The 17,612-nt window shown below is 70.6% G+C and carries 13 protein-coding genes; 7 read left to right on the forward strand and 6 right to left on the reverse strand.

The window, feature by feature from the left end; all coding sequences use genetic code 11:
* The first annotated feature begins 129 nt into the window (after window positions 1–129).
* The gene (locus AB0C19_RS03140; protein WP_357178601.1) at window positions 130–1,596 is read left to right on the forward strand and encodes a glycosyltransferase 87 family protein; all 1,467 of its coding nucleotides are present in this window, start codon (window positions 130–132) and stop codon (window positions 1,594–1,596) included.
* 4 nt (window positions 1,597–1,600) lie between these two features.
* Here AB0C19_RS03140 and AB0C19_RS03145 read toward each other — a convergent pair whose 3' ends face one another.
* The 5 genes from AB0C19_RS03145 to AB0C19_RS03165 all read right to left on the reverse strand — a co-directional run bounded on the left by AB0C19_RS03145 (window position 1,601) and on the right by AB0C19_RS03165 (window position 7,708).
* On the reverse strand, window positions 1,601–2,029 hold the full coding sequence (locus AB0C19_RS03145) for a molybdenum cofactor biosynthesis protein MoaE (protein WP_357178604.1): 429 nt from the start codon (window positions 2,027–2,029) through the stop codon (window positions 1,601–1,603).
* A complete protein-coding gene (locus tag AB0C19_RS03150; RefSeq protein ID WP_357178607.1) occupies window positions 2,026–3,282 on the reverse strand; it encodes a molybdopterin molybdotransferase MoeA in 1,257 nt (418 codons plus the stop codon). The genes AB0C19_RS03145 and AB0C19_RS03150 overlap by 4 nt, the downstream gene beginning before the upstream one ends.
* A gap of 101 nt (window positions 3,283–3,383) precedes the next feature.
* Complete coding sequence (locus tag AB0C19_RS03155; RefSeq protein ID WP_357178612.1) at window positions 3,384–3,854, reverse strand: MogA/MoaB family molybdenum cofactor biosynthesis protein; 471 nt, start codon at window positions 3,852–3,854, stop codon at window positions 3,384–3,386.
* A complete protein-coding gene (gene moaC / locus AB0C19_RS03160) occupies window positions 3,851–4,342 on the reverse strand; it encodes a cyclic pyranopterin monophosphate synthase MoaC (RefSeq protein ID WP_357178616.1) in 492 nt (163 codons plus the stop codon). The genes AB0C19_RS03155 and moaC overlap by 4 nt, the downstream gene beginning before the upstream one ends.
* A 261-nt stretch (window positions 4,343–4,603) precedes the next feature.
* A complete protein-coding gene (locus AB0C19_RS03165; protein ID WP_357178619.1) occupies window positions 4,604–7,708 on the reverse strand; it encodes a BTAD domain-containing putative transcriptional regulator in 3,105 nt (1,034 codons plus the stop codon).
* 708 nt (window positions 7,709–8,416) lie between these two features.
* On the opposite strand from AB0C19_RS03165, the gene AB0C19_RS03170 reads away from it, so the two are divergent.
* The 5 genes from AB0C19_RS03170 (at window position 8,417) to AB0C19_RS03190 (ending at window position 14,217) form a co-directional block, all read left to right on the forward strand.
* Window positions 8,417–10,948, forward strand: a complete 2,532-nt coding sequence (locus AB0C19_RS03170) for a bifunctional diguanylate cyclase/phosphodiesterase (RefSeq protein WP_357178622.1) — start codon at window positions 8,417–8,419, stop codon at window positions 10,946–10,948.
* A gap of 50 nt (window positions 10,949–10,998) precedes the next feature.
* Entirely contained in the window at window positions 10,999–12,363 is a 1,365-nt protein-coding gene (locus AB0C19_RS03175) for a glycosyltransferase family 87 protein (RefSeq protein ID WP_357178625.1), read from the forward strand.
* A 41-nt stretch (window positions 12,364–12,404) separates the two neighbouring features.
* Entirely contained in the window at window positions 12,405–13,037 is a 633-nt protein-coding gene (locus AB0C19_RS03180; protein ID WP_357178628.1) for a phosphoribosyltransferase, read from the forward strand.
* Between the two features lie 22 nt (window positions 13,038–13,059).
* Complete coding sequence (locus tag AB0C19_RS03185) at window positions 13,060–13,434, forward strand: zf-TFIIB domain-containing protein (RefSeq protein WP_357178631.1); 375 nt, start codon at window positions 13,060–13,062, stop codon at window positions 13,432–13,434.
* Window positions 13,435–13,539: 105 nt separating this feature from the next.
* On the forward strand, window positions 13,540–14,217 hold the full coding sequence (locus tag AB0C19_RS03190; RefSeq protein ID WP_357178634.1) for a maleylpyruvate isomerase N-terminal domain-containing protein: 678 nt from the start codon (window positions 13,540–13,542) through the stop codon (window positions 14,215–14,217).
* Between the two features lie 20 nt (window positions 14,218–14,237).
* Here AB0C19_RS03190 and dnaB read toward each other — a convergent pair whose 3' ends face one another.
* Complete coding sequence (gene dnaB / locus AB0C19_RS03195) at window positions 14,238–15,644, reverse strand: replicative DNA helicase (RefSeq protein ID WP_357178637.1); 1,407 nt, start codon at window positions 15,642–15,644, stop codon at window positions 14,238–14,240.
* Between the two features lie 395 nt (window positions 15,645–16,039).
* Between dnaB and AB0C19_RS03200 the strand changes: the two genes are divergently transcribed.
* Window positions 16,040–17,593 (forward strand): hypothetical protein, encoded by a 1,554-nt coding sequence (locus tag AB0C19_RS03200; protein ID WP_357178640.1) that lies wholly within the window; start codon window positions 16,040–16,042, stop codon window positions 17,591–17,593.
* Window positions 17,594–17,612 lie beyond the last annotated feature (19 nt).

Raw genomic sequence — 17,612 nt, forward strand, 5'->3', positions numbered from 1 at the left:
AAATGTCAAAAACATGTGTGGGATCGGACACGGTCGCATAACGCGGGAGGCACTGACGTGAGGCGCCGTTCTAGGCTCCGTGCAGGACCTGGACGGGTAGGACGACCTTGGTACGGGGGTGGCCACGCCATGCCGACGGATGTCGGTAGACGGGCGGACCGCCTCGCCCCAATCCAACGTGTGTCACGCGGGCTCGACCGTGTGACGCGCGGGATCGATCGCAGGAACGTCGTACGGGGCGCCATCGTGGCCGCCGTCGCCTACGCCGCATGGCTTGCCATCGGCACCTTCGGGCGGCCGTACAACTTCTTCGACATGAAGATCTACCACGGTGCCGTGGTGTGGTGGGCGAGCGGTCACGAGCTCTACGAGTTCATCGCGCCCGAAACCACACTCGGGTTCACCTACCCGCCCTTCGCCGGGCTGGTCATGCTGCCGATGGCGCAGCTGCCGATCGGCGCGGCCGGTCTGGTCAACGCCGCCGCCAGCATCGCCGCGTTGGCGCTGGTGCTGGCCGGGCTACTCCGACCCATCGTGGACCGACTGGGTTGGCCACTGTGGTTCACAGTGGCACTGGCGGTGCCGCTCGCGGTCGCCATCGAGCCAGCTCGGGAGACCCTCGGCTACGGCCAGGTCAACATCCTGCTGTTCGCCTTGATCATGGCTGACCTGATCGGCCTGCGCTGGCGGTCCCGCCGGGGCACCCACTACGCCGCCACCGACGGCCCGCTGCTGCGCTTCATCTACGGCGGGGCCTGGGCGGGGGCCGGTATCGGCCTCGCCACAGCGGTCAAGCTCACCCCGGCGCTGTTCATCGCCTACCTGCTGATCACCCGTCAGTGGCGGGTGGCGGCCACCGCCATCGGCACGACGATCGGCGTGACGGTGGGGACCTTCGTGATCGTCGGTGACGAGTCGCGGACCTACTTCGGCAGCGTGCTGTGGCAGACCGAACGGGTCGGCGCGGCGGACATGACGCCCAACCAGTCCCTCGCCGGCCTGCTCGCCCGGCTGTACGACTCGATCGAGACCCCTGGGCTGCTGTGGCTCGCCTTCTCGGTGCTGATCCTGGCGCTGGGCCTGTCCCGGGCGGCCAGTTCCCGCGCCGACGGTGACGAGCTGACCGCCTTCACGTTGGTCGGTCTCACCGCGAACGTGATCAGCCCGATCTCCTGGACGCACCACCTGGTCTGGGTGATCCCGGCGATCATCGTGCTGGCCGACGCCGCAGTGCGTCGCCGCGAGGCGAGCCGGGGGATGCCGCAGCGCACCGGCCAGGGGCCGGTCTTCGGCGGACTACCCGGGGTCAACGGGCTCCGCCCACCGATCTGGTACCCGACGCTGACCGGGCTCCGCCACGGCTTCGCCGCGATCGGGCTCTACCTGCTCTTCCTGATCTCTCCGATCTGGCCGTACGAACACCAACTGCCGGAGATGTCGCACTACCAGGACGGCCTGTTCGGGGCACTGATGGAGAACTCGCTCGCGCTCGCGCTGATCATCCTGGTCGCCGCGCTGCCCTGGCGTCCAGGCGCGGAGCCGGCGTTCTACGGCGACCGGCTCGCGCGGGCCGTGGTGGTCAACGGCCGCCGCTGAGCGGTCAGGGGCAGTTGACCCATTCCTCGGTGCCGTCGGTGAAGACCTGCCGCTTCCAGATCGGCAGCCGCGCCTTGACCTCGTCGACCAGTCGGGCGCAGGCCGCGAAGGCCGCCGCCCGGTGTGCGGTGCTCACCGCGGCGACCAGCGCCACGTCACCGATGACCAGGGGGCCGACCCGGTGCGAGACCGCCACCGCGTAGACGTCGGGCGCCGCGGCGATCTCGGCGGCCACCTCGCGCAGCACCTGCGCGGCGCTCGGGTGCCCCTCGTACTCCAGGCTGGTGACCTGGCGACCGTGGTCGTGGTCGCGGACCACGCCCTGAAAGGACACCACGGCGCCGGCCCGGCGGTCGGCGACCGCCGCCTCGTGCGTGGCGAGGTCGAGCGGCTGGTCGGTGACCTCGCCGAAGGTGATCGCTGGTGCCGTCACGACGCACGCTCCCCGGGAAACAACGGCAGTGGCACGAGCGGCACCCGGTCGCCGGGCTCGCCGCTGGTGCCGGGACGGATGACAGCGAACCCGTCCGCGCCGGCCAGGCCCCGCAGCATCGCCGAGCCGACGTGGCGGACCGGGAGCGCGACGCCGGCGGACCGGTCCAGTCGGACCAACGCCAGGTGGGTGTGGTCGCCGCGACCGGGCACCGCCTCGGCCAACGTGACCTGCGGCAGCACCGGCATCGACCGGCCCTGGAGGCCGGCGAGCAGCGGGGCGACGAGCGACACCAGCGCGACGATGGCGGACTGCGGGTTGCCCGGCAACCCGGCCACGAACCGGGCTCGCCCGTCGGGGCCGGTCAGTCGGGCCAGCAGCATCGGAAAGCCGGGGCGGACCGCCACAGTGTTGACCACGTAGTCGGCGCCGAGCGCCTCCAGGGTCGGGTGCAGGTGGTCGACCGGGCCGTTCATCGTGCCGCCGGTGGTGCAGACCAGATCGGCGTGGCCCAGCGCCGAGCGTAGGGCCGCCACGTGCGCGGGCAACGTGTCAGCCACCGGGCCGACAACGTCGGATGGGCGGACCTGGCAGCCGTATCGCCGCAGCCAGGCCGGCACCGCGGGGCCCAGCGCGTCGCGGATGCGACCGGCCGCGGGCGGGCCCGCCGTCAGCAGCTCGTCGCCGAAGACCAGCAGCGCGGCGCGCGGCACCCGCCGGACCCGCAGCGTGTCGTGCCCGCAGGCGGCTGCCAGGCCGATCACCGCCGGGTCGACCGGCGTGCCGGCCGGCAACAACTCCTCATCGGCGTACGCCTCCTCGCCGGGGTTCCGCCACTCGGGCGACTCCCGGGGAACGCCGGTGACCAGGCCGTCAGCGCTCGTCGACTCTTCCACCCGCAGCACGGCGGTGGCGCCCTCGGGCACCATCGCACCGGTCGCGATCTCGACGGTGGTGTCGTCCTCGGTGAGCGGCGCGGGGGTGCTGCCGGCCAGGACCCGGCCGACGACGCGCCACGGCCCACTGCCGCGCACCGCCCAGCCATCCACGCTGGAGGTCGGGAACGCCGGCAGGTCGGTGCGGGTGGTCAACGGCTCGGCCAGGGTCGACCCGTCGGTGTCGACAAGTGGTCGGGCGGCGGCGGGCAGCGCGGCGGCCAGACCGACCGCGTAGACCCGCGAACGGGCTTCTTCCCACCCGGCTGGTGGGGGCGCGGCGACCCGATCCGCTGTGGGTGCGGTTTCCGTGCTCACCGACCGAGCCTATCGGCACTGACCGACACCCGCCCGGGCCTGGCGCGCACCGGTCAGTGGTCCCCGCCGCGCACCGGTCAGTGGTCCCCGCCGCGAAGCGGTCAGTGGTCCCCGCCGCGAAGCTGGTCGACGGTGTGGCCGAGGATCGGCCCGAGAACGGCCAGGCCATCCCGGGCACCGCCGGTCGAGCCGGGCAGATTGACCACCAGCATCCGACCGGCGACCCCGGCAACGCCCCGGGACAGCACCGACGTCGGCACGCGGTCACGACTGTGCGCGCGGATCGCCTCGGCGATGCCGGGGATCTCGTAATCCAGCAGGCCCCGGGTCACGTCCGGGGTCCGATCCGTCGGGGTCACTCCGGTGCCACCGCTGGTCAGCACCACGTCGACACCGTCGGCGCGGGCGGCCCGCAAGGCGTCGCCGACCGGCTCACCGTCGGGCACCACCACCGGGTCGTCGACCTGGCAGCCCAGCTCGCGCAGGCCGGTGACGAGCAGCGGCCCGCTGGTGTCGGCGTAGACGCCGGCGGCGGCCCGATTGGAAGCGACGATCACCCGAGCGCGGATCACGGCCGGCCCTCCGGACGGACCCACTCGCCGGTCTTGCCGCCTTCCTTGCGCAGCACCCGGACCGCTTCCACCGACGCCGCCGGGTCGACCGCCTTGACCATGTCGACAAGGGCGAGACCGGCGACGGCAACCGCCGTCAGCGCCTCCATCTCCACCCCCGTCCGGTCCGCCGTGCGGGCGGTGGCCGTGATCTCCACGGTGTCGGCGGTCAGCAGCAGGTCGACGGTGACGCCGTGCAGGGCGATCGGGTGGCAGAGCGGGATCAGATCAGGGGTGCGCTTGGCCCCCATGATCCCGGCCAGCCGCCCGACGGCCAACGCGTCGCCCTTGGGCAGCCCGTCGCGATGCAGCAGGTCGATGACCTCGGGCGTGGTCCGCAACCGGCCGGCAGCGACGGCCAACCGACCCGTCACCGCCTTGGCTGAGACGTCGACCATGCGGGCCGCGCCGGCGCGATCGACGTGGCTGAGTTGCGCGGGTTCGGTCACGGTCGTGAGCCTATCGGTGCGGTACGACGGCGGTCGGGAGGAGCGGCGTCACGCTGGCGACCGCACCGGGTGCTGCCGGCGCAACGGCCCCGACGCCGCTCCTCCCTCACCAGCCCGCCGCCGAGGTCGCTGGGGGGACCCGGCAGCGGGGCGTGTCGACGACCCGGTTCTGCCCACAGGCAGAACCTCCCCCGTTCGCCGATACGGCCGGTAAGTTACCGGGCCTGCCGATAAGAAATCGATAAACGCCGTTCAGGCTGGTCAGCGCCCTGCGACCACTGTGGCGCCGGTCAACTCGGCGAGGCGACGTTCGGCCTCGAAGCGCTCCGGCACGCCCATCCGTCGGAAGATCGCCAACGCCCGCTCCCAGTGCCGTCGGGCCTCCGCCGGGTCGACACGGGTGAAGTGTTCGGCGAGACCGGCCAAGGCACGTCCCTGCTCGTACGGGTGTGAGATCCGAGTGGCCAACCGCAACGCCTCCTGGTGCACCTCGGACGCCTCGCCACCTCGCCCCTGCGCCAGCAGGGTGCGCCCGAGTTCGTTGAGCGCAGCCGCCTCGACGTGTCGCTCCCCCGAACCGATCGACAGCTTCCGGGCCAACTCGTGCTCCTGCTGGGCCTCCACCAGACGACCCAGACCGCGGTAGGCGATCCCGAGGTCGTTGCGCACCTCGGCCTCGGCGTACCGGTGTCCGGTGCGATCGCGTAGCGCTAACGAGGCCAGGAGAATTCGGATCGCCTGCGGCAGATCGCCCATTCGGACCCGCACGGCGCCGATGTGGCTGAGAGCGTTGAGTGTGTGGAAGACGTCGGAGTTTGTCCGGGCCCACGCCAGGTGCAGGCGATGCAGGCGCAGCGCCTCCTCGTAGCGACCGAGTGAGGTAAGTGCCATGCCGAGGTTCGGCAGCGCCATCGGCACCTTGACTCTGCCGTACCCCTTGTAGTCACGCAAGCGCTCAAAACCGACCCTCACCGCTTCGGTCAGGTTGCCGCTCCAGTAGTAGACAGCAGCGAGATTGGCGCGGTACCGCGCGGTTCTGAGCACGTCCCGCGAGTCTTTGGAGAGGGCGACAGCGCGGGTCAGATGGTGCAGTGCTTCCCGGTTGTCGCCAGTCCGGATATATCCGGAAGCGAGGTAGTTGTTCATCAATGCCGCCGCACCAACGTCCCCGGATGCGTCCGCTGCGATCAGCGCGTGCCGGTGGGTCGTGATGATGTCCTCGAAGTATCCGCGGATGTAACAGAATCGCCAGAGGGCGCGGGCCAGCCGCCACGAGTGCTCGTGGAAGCCCTCATCGAGCGCTGCCCTCACCATCGTCACCAAGTCCGTCCGCTCCGCTTCCAACCAGTCAGCGGTGGGCTCTCCGATCGCGTCGACCAACTCAGGTCGCCCGAACGGGAGATGTGTGACGCGAGATTCCAGGTCGTTGAGTTCCAGCGTCTTGGCGACCCTCAACGCCGCCGCCAGAGTGAAGTCGAACAGGTGAGCCAACCCGGCCTTTCGGTCGCTCGCGGAGTCGGTGTGCGAACACAGCTCGATGGAGTACTGCCGCATGAGGTCGTGCAGTCGGTATCGCGTCGAGTCCACGTCCTCCACCAAGTTCCTGTCGACGAGGTCGTCGAGCGCCGCGCGAGCCTCCGTGGTCGTCAGCCCGGTCAGCGCGGCGACTGCCGGCGTACTGAAGCGACTACCGGGATACAGGCCCAGGAATCGGAAGACACGCTTGGTCGAACTGGCAAGCGGCTCATAGGAAGCGGCGAAAGCTCCGGTGACGGTGCTCTCTTCCTGGGCCAGGTGGTGCAGCACCGGAGCGTCGCCAGCCATCTGCTCGGCAAGGTCCGCCAACCGCCAGCCGCGCCGGTGCGCCAGCCGCGCACCGGCCAGCCGGATTGCCAGTGGGAGATACCCGCACCGACGCACCACGTCGGCGGCCGCCTCCGACTCGGCCTCAACCCTGTCCCGACCGATGCTCAGGCTGAGGAGGTCCACGCTCTCCTGTGGGTTCAGGAGCGGCAGCGTCTGCGAGGGCCCGACATCCGGGTGGGACAGACGCCGCCGCGAGGTGACCAGCACGACGGTGGTCGGCTCGGCCGGAAGCAGGGGCATGATCTGCTCGCTGCTCGCCGCGTTGTCGAGCACCACCACTGACCTCCGACGGGCCAGTTCCTGTCGCCACAACTCCACCCTGTCGTCGAACTCCACCGGTACACGGCCAGCCGGAACGCCCAACTGTCGAAGCAGGGTGACCAGCGCGCTCGATGGCTCGACCCGGTTCTTTTCACCGTGCCCGCACAGGTCGATGAAGAGCGCGCCGTCCGGGTATCGATCGGACAGCCGGCGGGCCAGGTGCACGGCGAGGGCCGTCTTCCCGCTGCCCGCCATGCCGTCGATGATGTGTACGGCCGGCACCCGCTCCTCGATCCGCCGCGTCTCCGCCAGCAGCCGCACCACCACGTCCGCCCTGCCGACGAAGTCGGTGACAGCTCGGGGAAGGTGATCTACCGGGCTGATCTGAGCGGCCGGCTCCAGTGCCGCGCTGACCGCCACGCTGGCCCCGCCCGCTAGCAGTCGCGCCCGATCAAGTCCGCCAACCCGTACGGCGGCACGCGCCGAACCAGGGCGCGACATCGCCGTGACGATGGAGCGGCGCAGCTCCTCAAGATTGCCCCCGGGGCCGACACCCAACTCCGTGGTCAGCGTTGTTCGAACCTCGTCGTACACCGCCAGCGCCTCCGCGTTGTCCCCGCGCTCGTGCAGGGCACGCATGAGCAGGACGTAGGCCGGCTCGCGCAGAGGATGGCGGGCAACCACCTCCCGCAACAGCGCAATCGCCAGGTCGTCCCGGCGCGATCTCAGTTGGACGTCGGCGAGAAGTTCCACTGTCAACAGCCGCTCCTCCTCGGCCGCGACAGTTCGGGAGGTGAGGACGGGCCCGAGCGGTACGCCGGCGAGCATCGGTCCCCGCCACCGAGCCAGGGCGCGCCCCAGCAGCTCACGGGCACGGTCCAAGTGGCCACCCGTCAGGGCTTCCCTGGCCGCGTTCCGTTCCAGCTCGAAGCGAAAGACGTCGACCCGTTCCGGCTCGACTACGAGCCGATAGCCGCTGCGCTGGCGTTCGATGGCACCGCCGCCAGCCGGGAAAGCCTCGAAAGCCCGGCGCAGATTAGCGGCGTAGGTACGCACATTAGCTACGGCCGATCGCGGTGGGCGATCGGCCCATAGCTCATCGACAAGGTCGTCCACTGTCACAAGTCGCTCGGGCTGAACGGCGAGCATCGCGAAGATTGTCTGCTGTTTGGGTGTGCCAAGGCGCAGGGTGTGGGCAGAGAGATGCACCGAAAGGCCGCCCAGAACCTGAATCTCCACCCGCCCCCGCCAGCCGTATCAGGTATTCAGCCGATCACGCAACGGAGTGTACGACCCCGCGCCGTGGCGTACCGCTTACGGGGCGATACGAACGACCGCTGAGTGTCCAGGAGTGACGCGAGGAGCTGTGCCAATGCGAGTCCGGGACCGCACACTGCCTGCCGCAAGTTGCATCGCGGCCTACTGAAACGCGATTATCCACCCGTCGTCGCCAACGATCCCGGAGAAGGGCGGCACTATTACCTGCCCCGTTGGGCACCTACGACCGTGCCAACTCTGCCCATGCCGCCCGTACGCCTGACCAAACTCCGGATGAGGCAACTCCTCACGAGCCCTCAGACTCAAGGAATAGCGCGTCCCATAACCTGGTCAGATACCGTCCGCAGTTGCAAGGTGCCACTTGAATCCAGCGCCGGCACGCTCGACCGCACTGCGTTCAGTAACGATGGACAGAACGTGATAAACAGGCTTCAACTTGGCTAATGTTGCGCATACCGACATTTATTTCTTCTAGCCTGCCCTTCCGGCTCTTAAGCTGCCTTTCGGAGGAAGACCTCCCCATCCGGGGACAGGTACTCCAATTGACGCAGCGAGAGAAGGGGGCAACGCGATGCGTGGCACCGACTGGAACTGACAAGTTCGACACAGGACTTCTGAGGGCCCGAGCAGTAGGCTGCGAGAACGCGCAGGCAGTCCTCCGGGAGCGGCATGACCCTTCCTCAGCGACGAGAGATTGAGACCGATCGGCGGCTGTTGCTGCTCGTCGGTCTCGTCGTCGTTGTTGCCACGGTCATCGTCGCCACGTCACTTCCGGCCGCGTTGCGTTCGGCGAAGCCAGAGACGGTGAACGACGCTGCGGTCCTTGTCATGCTCACGCTCATGATCGCGTTGGGCACGCTGGTCAAGGCCCGCGTACGGATCCGGTCGACGACCCAGTCGATCAGCTGGAACGAGACAGCGATCATCGTCGGTGCAGCCATCGCTCCAACGTCAGTAGTCGTGCTCTGCACCGCAGTCGGGATCGCCCTCGCCTCGATTCGCCTCACACCGATAAAGCTGGCCTTCGGTATCGGCAAGAACGTCATAGTGGCCTGGGGCGCCGGCACGGCACTCGCGATGACGACCTGGACCTGGCCGCCCACGGGAACAGCCCCCCTGATGCTGCTGGGGCCGTTGGCACTCGCCTACCTGGTCGCGGCGCTCCTGGACGACCTACTCGCCATCCCAGTCATCGCGCTCGCCTCCCAGACCAGGATCGCGAAGCACTTCCGCAGCAACCTCGACCTTCGGCTCGCCGGCTTCGCCGTGCGGTTCGCCGTCGCGGCCTGCACGCTGCTGATCATCCGGATGGACCCCCGGCTCCTGCTCGCCGTCCCACCCCTGGTGCTGAGCCTGCACCTGGCCTACTCCGCGCGGATTCGAGGCCGCACCGAGCAGCAGGCGTGGCAACGGCTCGCCCGCACCACCGACGCGCTCAACGTGGTCGACCTGGACAACGTCCTCACCACCGCCGTCACCCAGGCCGCCGAGTTGTTCTCCGCCGACGAGGTCGAGATCGAGCTGCGCGACGGCGGCCGCGCCGTACGCGGCGGCACCGCCGGCATCACCTTCGACGGCCCGACCGGCACGCCCACCGACGTGGGCGGCACTATCGTCCCCGCGCCGCTGGAGGGCCACGACCGGACTGTCGACATCGGCATGCTTCGACTGCGCTTCCGCGGCCCGGTGCAGCTCTCCGAGCGGGAGCAGTACACCCTGCGGACCTTCGCCTCCGCGCTGTGCACCGCCGTCCGCAACGCCCAGGCGTACGCCGAACTGGCCCGGGTCGCCGACGAGCACGCGTACGCGGCCTCGCACGACGCGCTGACCGACCTGGCCAACCGTCGGCACCTCCTCGACGAGGGCACCGAGCAGTTGAGCACTCGCCATGCCGACGGGGTGACAGCGCTGGTGCTGATCGACCTCAACCACTTCAAGGAGGTCAACGACACGCTCGGGCATGCCGCCGGCGACCAGGTACTGGTGCAGGTCGCCGACCGGTTGCGGGGTGCCGCCCAGCCGAGCGACCTGGTGGCCCGCCTCGGCGGCGACGAGTTCGCCGTACTCATGCGCGGTCTGCCGGCCCCGGCGGTCGCCGCGCACCGGGCCGAGACGTTGCTCGCCGCCCTGCACGAGCCGTTCGAGCTGGATGGCATGCGAATCAGCGTCGAAGCCAGCGGCGGGATCTCCGGCGCCCCGTCCAACGGCGGCATGGCCGAGTTGCTGCGCCGCGCCGACGTGGCCATGTACCAGGCGAAGCGGGCCGGGCAGCGGATCTCCACGTACGCCCCGACCCGCGACACCGCCGACCTCGGTCGCCTCACCCTCGGCGGTGACCTACCGCGCGCGGTCGCCGACCACGAGTTCGTCGTCAACTTCCAACCGATCGTCGACCTGCGCTCCGGTGAGGTGACCAGCGCCGAGGCACTGGCCCGCTGGCACCACCCCACCCACGGCCTGATCGACCCGCTGCGGTTCCTGGAGGCGGTGGAACGGTCCGGCCTGCTACCGGCCTTCGCCGAAGCGATCCTCGACCAGGCGCTGATCGCGGCGGTGAGTTGGCGCGACGCCGGCTTCGACGTACCGGTCGCGGTCAACGTGTCCCCGCGCAGCCTGCTCGACGCGCGGTTCCCCGGCTCGGTGCTGGCCCGCCTCAGAGCCCACGACCTACCACCGGACCGGCTGGTCCTGGAGTTGACCGAGACGCTGACCCTCAGCCAACTCGACGTGGTCGACCGGGTGCTCAGCCGGCTCCGCGACGAGGGAGTCCGGTTGGCGTTGGACGACTTCGGCACCGGCTACTCCTCGCTCTCGCTGCTCTCCCGAATCCCGGTCCACGAGCTGAAGATCGACCGGAGCTTCGTGACGACGATGGAGAGCTCGGCGGAGGCCGCCGCCGTCATCCGCTCCACCCTCGACCTGGGTCGCAGCCTCGACCTGGACGTGGTGGCCGAGGGCGTCGAGAGCGAGCCGCAACGGCGGGCCCTCTGGGAGTTGGGCTGCGTCGCCGGCCAGGGGCATCTGTTCGCCCGGCCGATGCCGTCCGGCACCCTGCTCGCGGCGATGCAGCGCGGCTCGGGCGGCCGACCGGGCACCCTCGCCGCGCCGCTGCACGACACCGGGGCGGTGATCCGGTTGAGCCAGAACCGCCGCCAGGCCGGCCGTTCCAGGCCCGACCGCCTGCCACACCTGCCCGCCTGAGCAGGCATCGCCCCGTTGCGCGGGCAGCCCGGTCTGCCAGACTGTCGCGCGTGATCGTCGACGACCCGACCGCCCACCGCAGTCGCTGGCACTGGCGCACGCTCGACGACGCCGCTGGCGGACTCGCCCTCGACCTGGGCCTCTACGCCGTGTCGGCCACCTTCGCCGCGATCACCGCTGTCACGTCGACACTGCTGCCGCACCGCGCCTGGGGCGCTGTCGCCGCCGTCGGCTACCTGCTCGCAACGGTGACGGTGATCGCCCAACTTCTGCTGCGTCGACGTTCTCCGTCCTCCCGGCTGAGCGGTCTGCCAGCCCGCTGGGCGGTCACCGGTCTCGCCTGGGCCACCACCACACTGCTGCCCCTGGCCTGGCAGAGCGTCGACCGCGCCGGTGGACGCACCGACCGGGCCCAGGAGGAGGTGCTGGTCGTCGAGCAGGCCGGCAGTCGCCTCCTGGAACACGGCACGCCATACCTCGGACCCGACGCCATCGCCGCCCTGCCACCGGGCGAGCAACTGATGGGCTACACCCCTTACCAGCCCGGCATGGCGATGTTCGGCCTGCCCAGAGCACTGCTCGACACCTGGTGGACCGACTCCCGGGTCTGGTTCGCGGTGGGCACCGCGCTGGCGCTCGCCCTGGCCGTGGCCGCCCTGCGCAGAACACCGGCCACCACCGACGAGGCCACTGCCGGCCAGGCCACCACCACCGCGACCCACCGGCGGGACTCCGCCCTGCTGCGCGGCGTGCAGGCCGCCACCGTACTGCCGATCTGCGCCCTCACCCTCGCCACCGGCGGCGACGACCTACCCGTACTCGCGCTCTGCCTGCTGGCCCTCGCGTTCGCCGCCGCCGACCGGCCCGGCCGGGCCGGCCTCGCGGTCGGACTCGCGGGCGCGCTGAAGCTGTTCGCCTGGCCGGTCGCATTGGTCCTGATCGTCTGGGGCCTGACCCGACGCGCCGGCGCCCGAGTCGCCGTCGGCGCGATCGGACTGCCCGTCGCCGCACTACTACCGGCGCTGCTGGTGGACCGCGACGCCCTCACCGAGAACGTGCTGCGCTTCCCCCTCGGCCACGGGCTGGTCACCAGCCCCGCGCAGTCCCCGTTCCCCGGCTACCTGATCGCCAACGCGCTACCCGCCGGCCGGCTGATCGCCGCCGGGCTGCTTGTCGCCGCCGGAGTGGCCATCGCCGTCCGGCTCGCCCGCCGCCCGCCCCGCACCGCCGTCGCCACCGCGCTCATCTGCGGGTACGGGCTGCTCGCCGCCATCGCCCTGATGCCCTCGACCCGCTTCGGCTACCTGCTGTACCCGCTTGCCCTGCTGACCTGGGCTCCCGCCCTGCACCGCCCGGACGGCACACCGACCGCCGCGGTTGCCGATGAGCGGTCCGGTCGGACCACTTCGGCGTAACTTCCAAGCGGATCGGCGCGTCAGGGCGTAGACCTGAAGGCATGACCACGTACCGCGACCGGGCCGACGCCGGCCGGGTGCTCTCCGAACGGCTCACCGCGCTCATCGGCGAACCGGACGTCGTCGTCCTGGGCCTCGTCCGTGGCGGCGTGCCGGTCGCCCGCGTCGTCGCCGAACGCCTCGGCGCGCCACTGGACGTGCTGGTCGTCCGCAAGCTCGGCATGCCGTGGGCCCGGGAGGTCGCCTTCGGCGCCCTCGGGCCGGGCGGTGTCCAGGTGCTCAACGACGCGGTGGCCAGCCGACTCAGCAGCGACGACATCGCCGAGGTCCGCCATCGGGAGCAGGCCGAACTGGAGCGCCGGGAACGGCTCTACCGGGGCGACCGCCCACAGCTGGACCTCACCGGGCGGACGGCCGTGATCGTCGACGACGGCCTCGCCACCGGCGCAACCGCCCGCGTCGCCGTCGAGGTCGTCCGCCACCTCGGGGCACACCGCGTCGTGGTCGCGGTCCCGGTCGGTGCGCAGGAGGCGTACGAACTGCTCGCCGCCGAGGCCGACCAGGTCATCTGCGCGCAACGCCCGGCGGACTTCGGCGCGGTCAGCGTCTACTACGACGATTTCCACGAGGTGTCCGACGAAGAGGTCACCGAGGCGCTCACAGCAACTGCATAGGAACACCGGGTACCGTCGGGCGATGAGTAGCCTCACCTGTCCCAAGTGTCACGGAGAAATGCGCCAGTACGAGCGCAGCGGCGTCGTCATCGACCAGTGCGGGGAGTGCCGAGGCATCTTCCTGGACCGCGGCGAGCTGGAGAAGCTGTTCGAGGCGGAGGCCAACTGGAGCCGCCAACAGGCTGGCGGCGCGCCAGGGCAGCCCGCGCAGCAGCCTGCCGGCTACCCGCCCCCGCCGCCCCCGGCACACCAGCCCGGTTACGGCGCCGTCCCGCCGCCCCCGCCCGCCCACGGCTACCCGCCGCAGCCGGCGTACGGCCACCAGCAGCAGCACGGCTACCACGGCCACTACCGGCAGAAGAAGCGCAAGGGCTTCCTCGACGACATGTTCGGCTGAGCCGGAGCCGACGTTCCGCCCGGGTCGATCCACGCGTCGGCCCGGGCACACCACCCGGGCCATTGATCGTTGGCGGGGGCGATGCTTCATGCGAGGCTGAATCGCATGACCGCGATCCGACCGGACGAGGCGCTGGCCGAGGCGTACGACGGGATCACCACGGTGGTCGGTGGCCTGGATGACGCCGGCCTGCAACGAGCCACCCGCTGCCGGGGCTGGCTCATCGCCGACCTGCTCCTGCACGTGCTCGGCGACGCCCAGCGGGCACTCGTCACCCTGGCCAGCCCCGTCGACGGCCCTGCGGACGTCGACGACGTGAGCTACTGGCGTGACTTTCCCGGCAGCGACGACGAGGCCGCCCGGCACGCCTGGTGGGTCCGCCGATCGGCTGCCGCCTTCGACCGTCCGACCGGGATCGTCGAGCTCTGGCGGGAAACCGCGCCCGCGGCGGTCCGCGCCGCCAGGTCAGCCGACCCCGAGGGGTACGTGACCACCCAGGGACACGTGCTGCGCGTACCGGATTTCCTCGCCACCCTGACCACCGAGGCCGCCGTCCACCACCTGGACCTGACGCTGGAACTGCCCGACGCGCCGCCGCCCGGCCCACTGGCGGTACGCGTCGCGGTAGCGACAATGGACGGCCTGCTCAGTGACGACACCGTTCGACCCAGCGCGTGGGACGACCACGACTTCCTGTTGAAGGCCACCGGGCGGGTACCGCTGACCGACCGGGACCGGCTGGAACTGGGTGAGTCGGCGGGCTGGTTCCCACTGCTCGGCTGACTGACGGGCTGCCGTGTCGGTCAGCCGATGGCCATGTCGACGAAGCGGGACAGGTGCAGCTGGGCTGCGACGGTCACCGTGTCGGTGGGCCCATTCCGATGCTTGGCAATAATAAAGTCCGCCTCCCCGGCCCGCGGCGACTCCTTGTCGTAGTAGTCGTCGCGGTGCAGAAGGATGACAACGTCCGCATCTTGCTCAATTGATCCCGATTCACGCAGGTCGGACAGCTGGGGTCGCTTGTCGGTGCGCTGCTCGGGGCCACGGTTCAGCTGACTGACCGCGATCACCGGACACTCGACCTCCTTGGCCAACAGCTTCAGGCCACGGGACAGGTCGGCGACCTCCTGCTGGCGACTCTCGGTGCGCTTCGGTGAGGTCATCAGCTGGAGATAGTCGACCACGATCATCTTGAGATCGTGCCGCTGCTTCAGCCGCCGAGCCTTGGCCCGGATCTCCATCAGGTTCATGCTCGGCGTGTCGTCGACGAAGAGCGGCGCCTCGCTGATCTCACCCATGCACCGGGCCAGTTTGGTCCAGTCGTCGTCGGAGAGCTGACCGCTGCGCAGCACGTGCAGCGGCACCCGCGCCTCAGCGGAGAGCAGCCGCATGACGATCTCGACCTTGCTCATTTCCAGCGAGAAAATGGCTGCCGCCTGGTTGGCGCGAATAGCAGCATTTCGGGCAAAGTCCATGCTAGCGGTCGATTTGCCCAAGCCCGGCCTTCCGGCCACGATAATAAGTTGGCCGGCGTGCAGGCCGTTGAGCAGTCGGTCCAGGTCGCTGAACCCGGTCGGCACGCCGGTCATCATGCCGCCGGTCGCGCCCACCGCCTCGATCTCGTCCAGCGTCGGCTGCAACATGTCGGCCAGAACCGCGAAGTCCTCGCTGACCCGCCGTTCGGTGACGTCGTACACGGCTTGCTGGGCGAGGTCCACGACGTCGTCCACGTCGCGGCTGCCGCCGCTGGCGGTGCCGTAGCCCAACTGCACGATCTTCGTGCCGGCCTCGACCAGTCGGCGTAGCACTGCCCGCTCGCTGACGATGCGGGCGTAGTACGCGGCGTTGGCGGCGGTGGGCACGCTGGCGATGAGTGTGTGCAGGTACGGCGCGCCACCGATGCGTACCAGATCCCCGGAGTCGGCGAGCGCCGCCGCGACCGTGATGGAGTCGGCCGGCTCACCCCGGCCGTATATGTCGAGGATGATGTCGAAGATGGTGGCGTGCACCGGCCGGTAGAAGTCGTTGGTCTTGAGGATCTCGACGACGTCGGCGATGGCGTCCTTGGAGAGCAGCATGCCGCCGATGACGCACTGCTCGGCTGCGACGTCCTGGGGCGGGGTCTTGTCGAACTGGCCATCCCGCTGCTGCGCAGGTGGCTGACCTCCGCCGGAGCGTGGTTCTGCCCGCATGTCGTCGGTGATCGACACGGGTCCCCCCTCCACTGCGCCGGATCCAACCCCAGCTCTACCGCTGGGGTACGACACTTCCGTCCGACCGGGCCGGTCGATCGGGGGCCATCGCCGGCGGTCGAGGGCCAACCATACGGACCCCGAGGTCAGAGACTCAACAACGCCGGTGGACGAGCCTCGGGACAACCTGTGGATCCCGGTGGACAGCATGTGCGCAGCGTGTGCACAGCCTGTGGATAACCATTGGGGAATTCTCGGCCAAATGTCGCTGACCTGCGAATACATACTCCCCAGCCTGTGGAGGAGAATATTTCGGTCGGGCCTGTGACACGATCGTCCCGTACTATCTCCAGCGAACGGCTACACCTGGACAGCGGATTCCGCTTTCGGTTCAGAAGGGTCACACTCCGGCCGTGAATTACCGGGACTGGGGACGCGGCGATGGCAGCCCGCGCGAGCGCCAGCCAACCGCCTCGTGGGGTGAGCGCGCGGCGTCCGTTCCGGTTGATCCGTACGACGAGGACGGGCGCTACCGCACCTCCAGTCGGCGGCGTGCGTTGGACCGGGGCCAGGACGAGCCTGTCGACGCCTACCTGCCCCGGTGGGCGCTGGAGTCAGGGGTTCGGCACGCGGACGGCGGTGGTCGCCACGCGGCACCGGACGACGACGAGGACGAGCCCGAGCGGCCGATCTCCGGGGCAGGCCGACGGTCCGCCGAGTCGTCGGGTGGTCGGCGGCGGGGCAGCGAGCCGCGTCGGCGGGAGCAGGCAGCGATCGGCCCGGCGCCAGACTCGGACCACACCCGAGAGTGGACGCTCGACCGTCCCCAGGACCAGGGGTACTCCGGCCGCCGACGGGCCGACGCCGGGGAGGACGAGCCGGTCTCCGGCGCTGTCTCGGACCGACGCCCCCGCCGCGCGCCAGTTGGCCGTCCGCAGGTGATCTGGTCGGGCGGGGAGCCGGAGTCCGCCCCGAGCGAGCAGGTGCCGGACCAGGAGCCGAGCCGTCCCAGCCGGCGAAGTCGCCGTGCGGCGGAGGAGTCCTGGACCCGTCCGGCGGCCGACCCGTGGGCCCGCGGATCGGACCGGGCGGCGGAGCCCGAACCGTCGTACCCGCCTGCGGTGGACCCGTGGGACGCCTCGGGCGTGCACGCGTGGCCGCCGGCGGCCGGCGCGGACGGCGGGGACCTGAGCGGGCAGTGGTCGGCGGTGGAGAGCGTCGGTGGCTGGGAGCGGTCGGACCGCACCGGCCAGTGGGAGCGGTCCGCGATCGAGGACGACCAGTGGGACCGTACGCTGGCGCCGCGCTCCGATCGCTCGGTGGCGGCCGAGGGGTCGCCGAGCCGGGAAGACGGGTTCTGGTCCGGCACTCGGTTGGCCGATGACGATCCGCGTTGGATGGATCCGACGACGTCGGCACCTCGGTCTCCGGTGGTGGGATACACCGCTCCGCGGCCGCGCAGCGCGCCTGCACCGCGTACGGCTGCGCCGCGTGCGGGTACGCCCCGGCGTCGGGCGGACCGGCCGGCGGTGGGAACGGCGTCGGTACGTCGGCGGGTCGAGTCGGCCGCCACTGGTGCCTGGGCGCGGCGTCTGGAGGACGACCTACTGGACCCGGATCCGGGTGGGTCCGTCCGGCCTCTGCTGTACACGGCGGCCTGTTACCTGGTGCCCGCGATGCTGATCTTCGTTTGGCTGTTGACGTTGGACAGCCAGGCGCCGGCTGGTTGTGTGACCGACATCAGCGGGGGCGGGTGTGAGTCCGCCCGGTCCCGCGCGCTGGAGTCACTACTGGCCGGTTCGCCGCGCTTCGGTCTGGCGCTGGTGAGCAGTCTGGTGGTGGCGGCGCTGCTGCGGCGGGTGGGTACGACGTGGCGCTCGGCGACAATCGCGGTTGCCGCCGCGGTGGTGGGCGGCGGCCTGTCCACGGTGCTGATCAGCGCGGTGACGGGCCAGCCCATCGGGTGAGCCGTCGGCGAGCCGCCGA

Origin of the sequence: Micromonospora sp. NPDC048842 (assembly GCF_040649935.1) — a bacterium.
GTDB lineage: Bacteria > Actinomycetota > Actinomycetes > Mycobacteriales > Micromonosporaceae > Micromonospora > Micromonospora hortensis.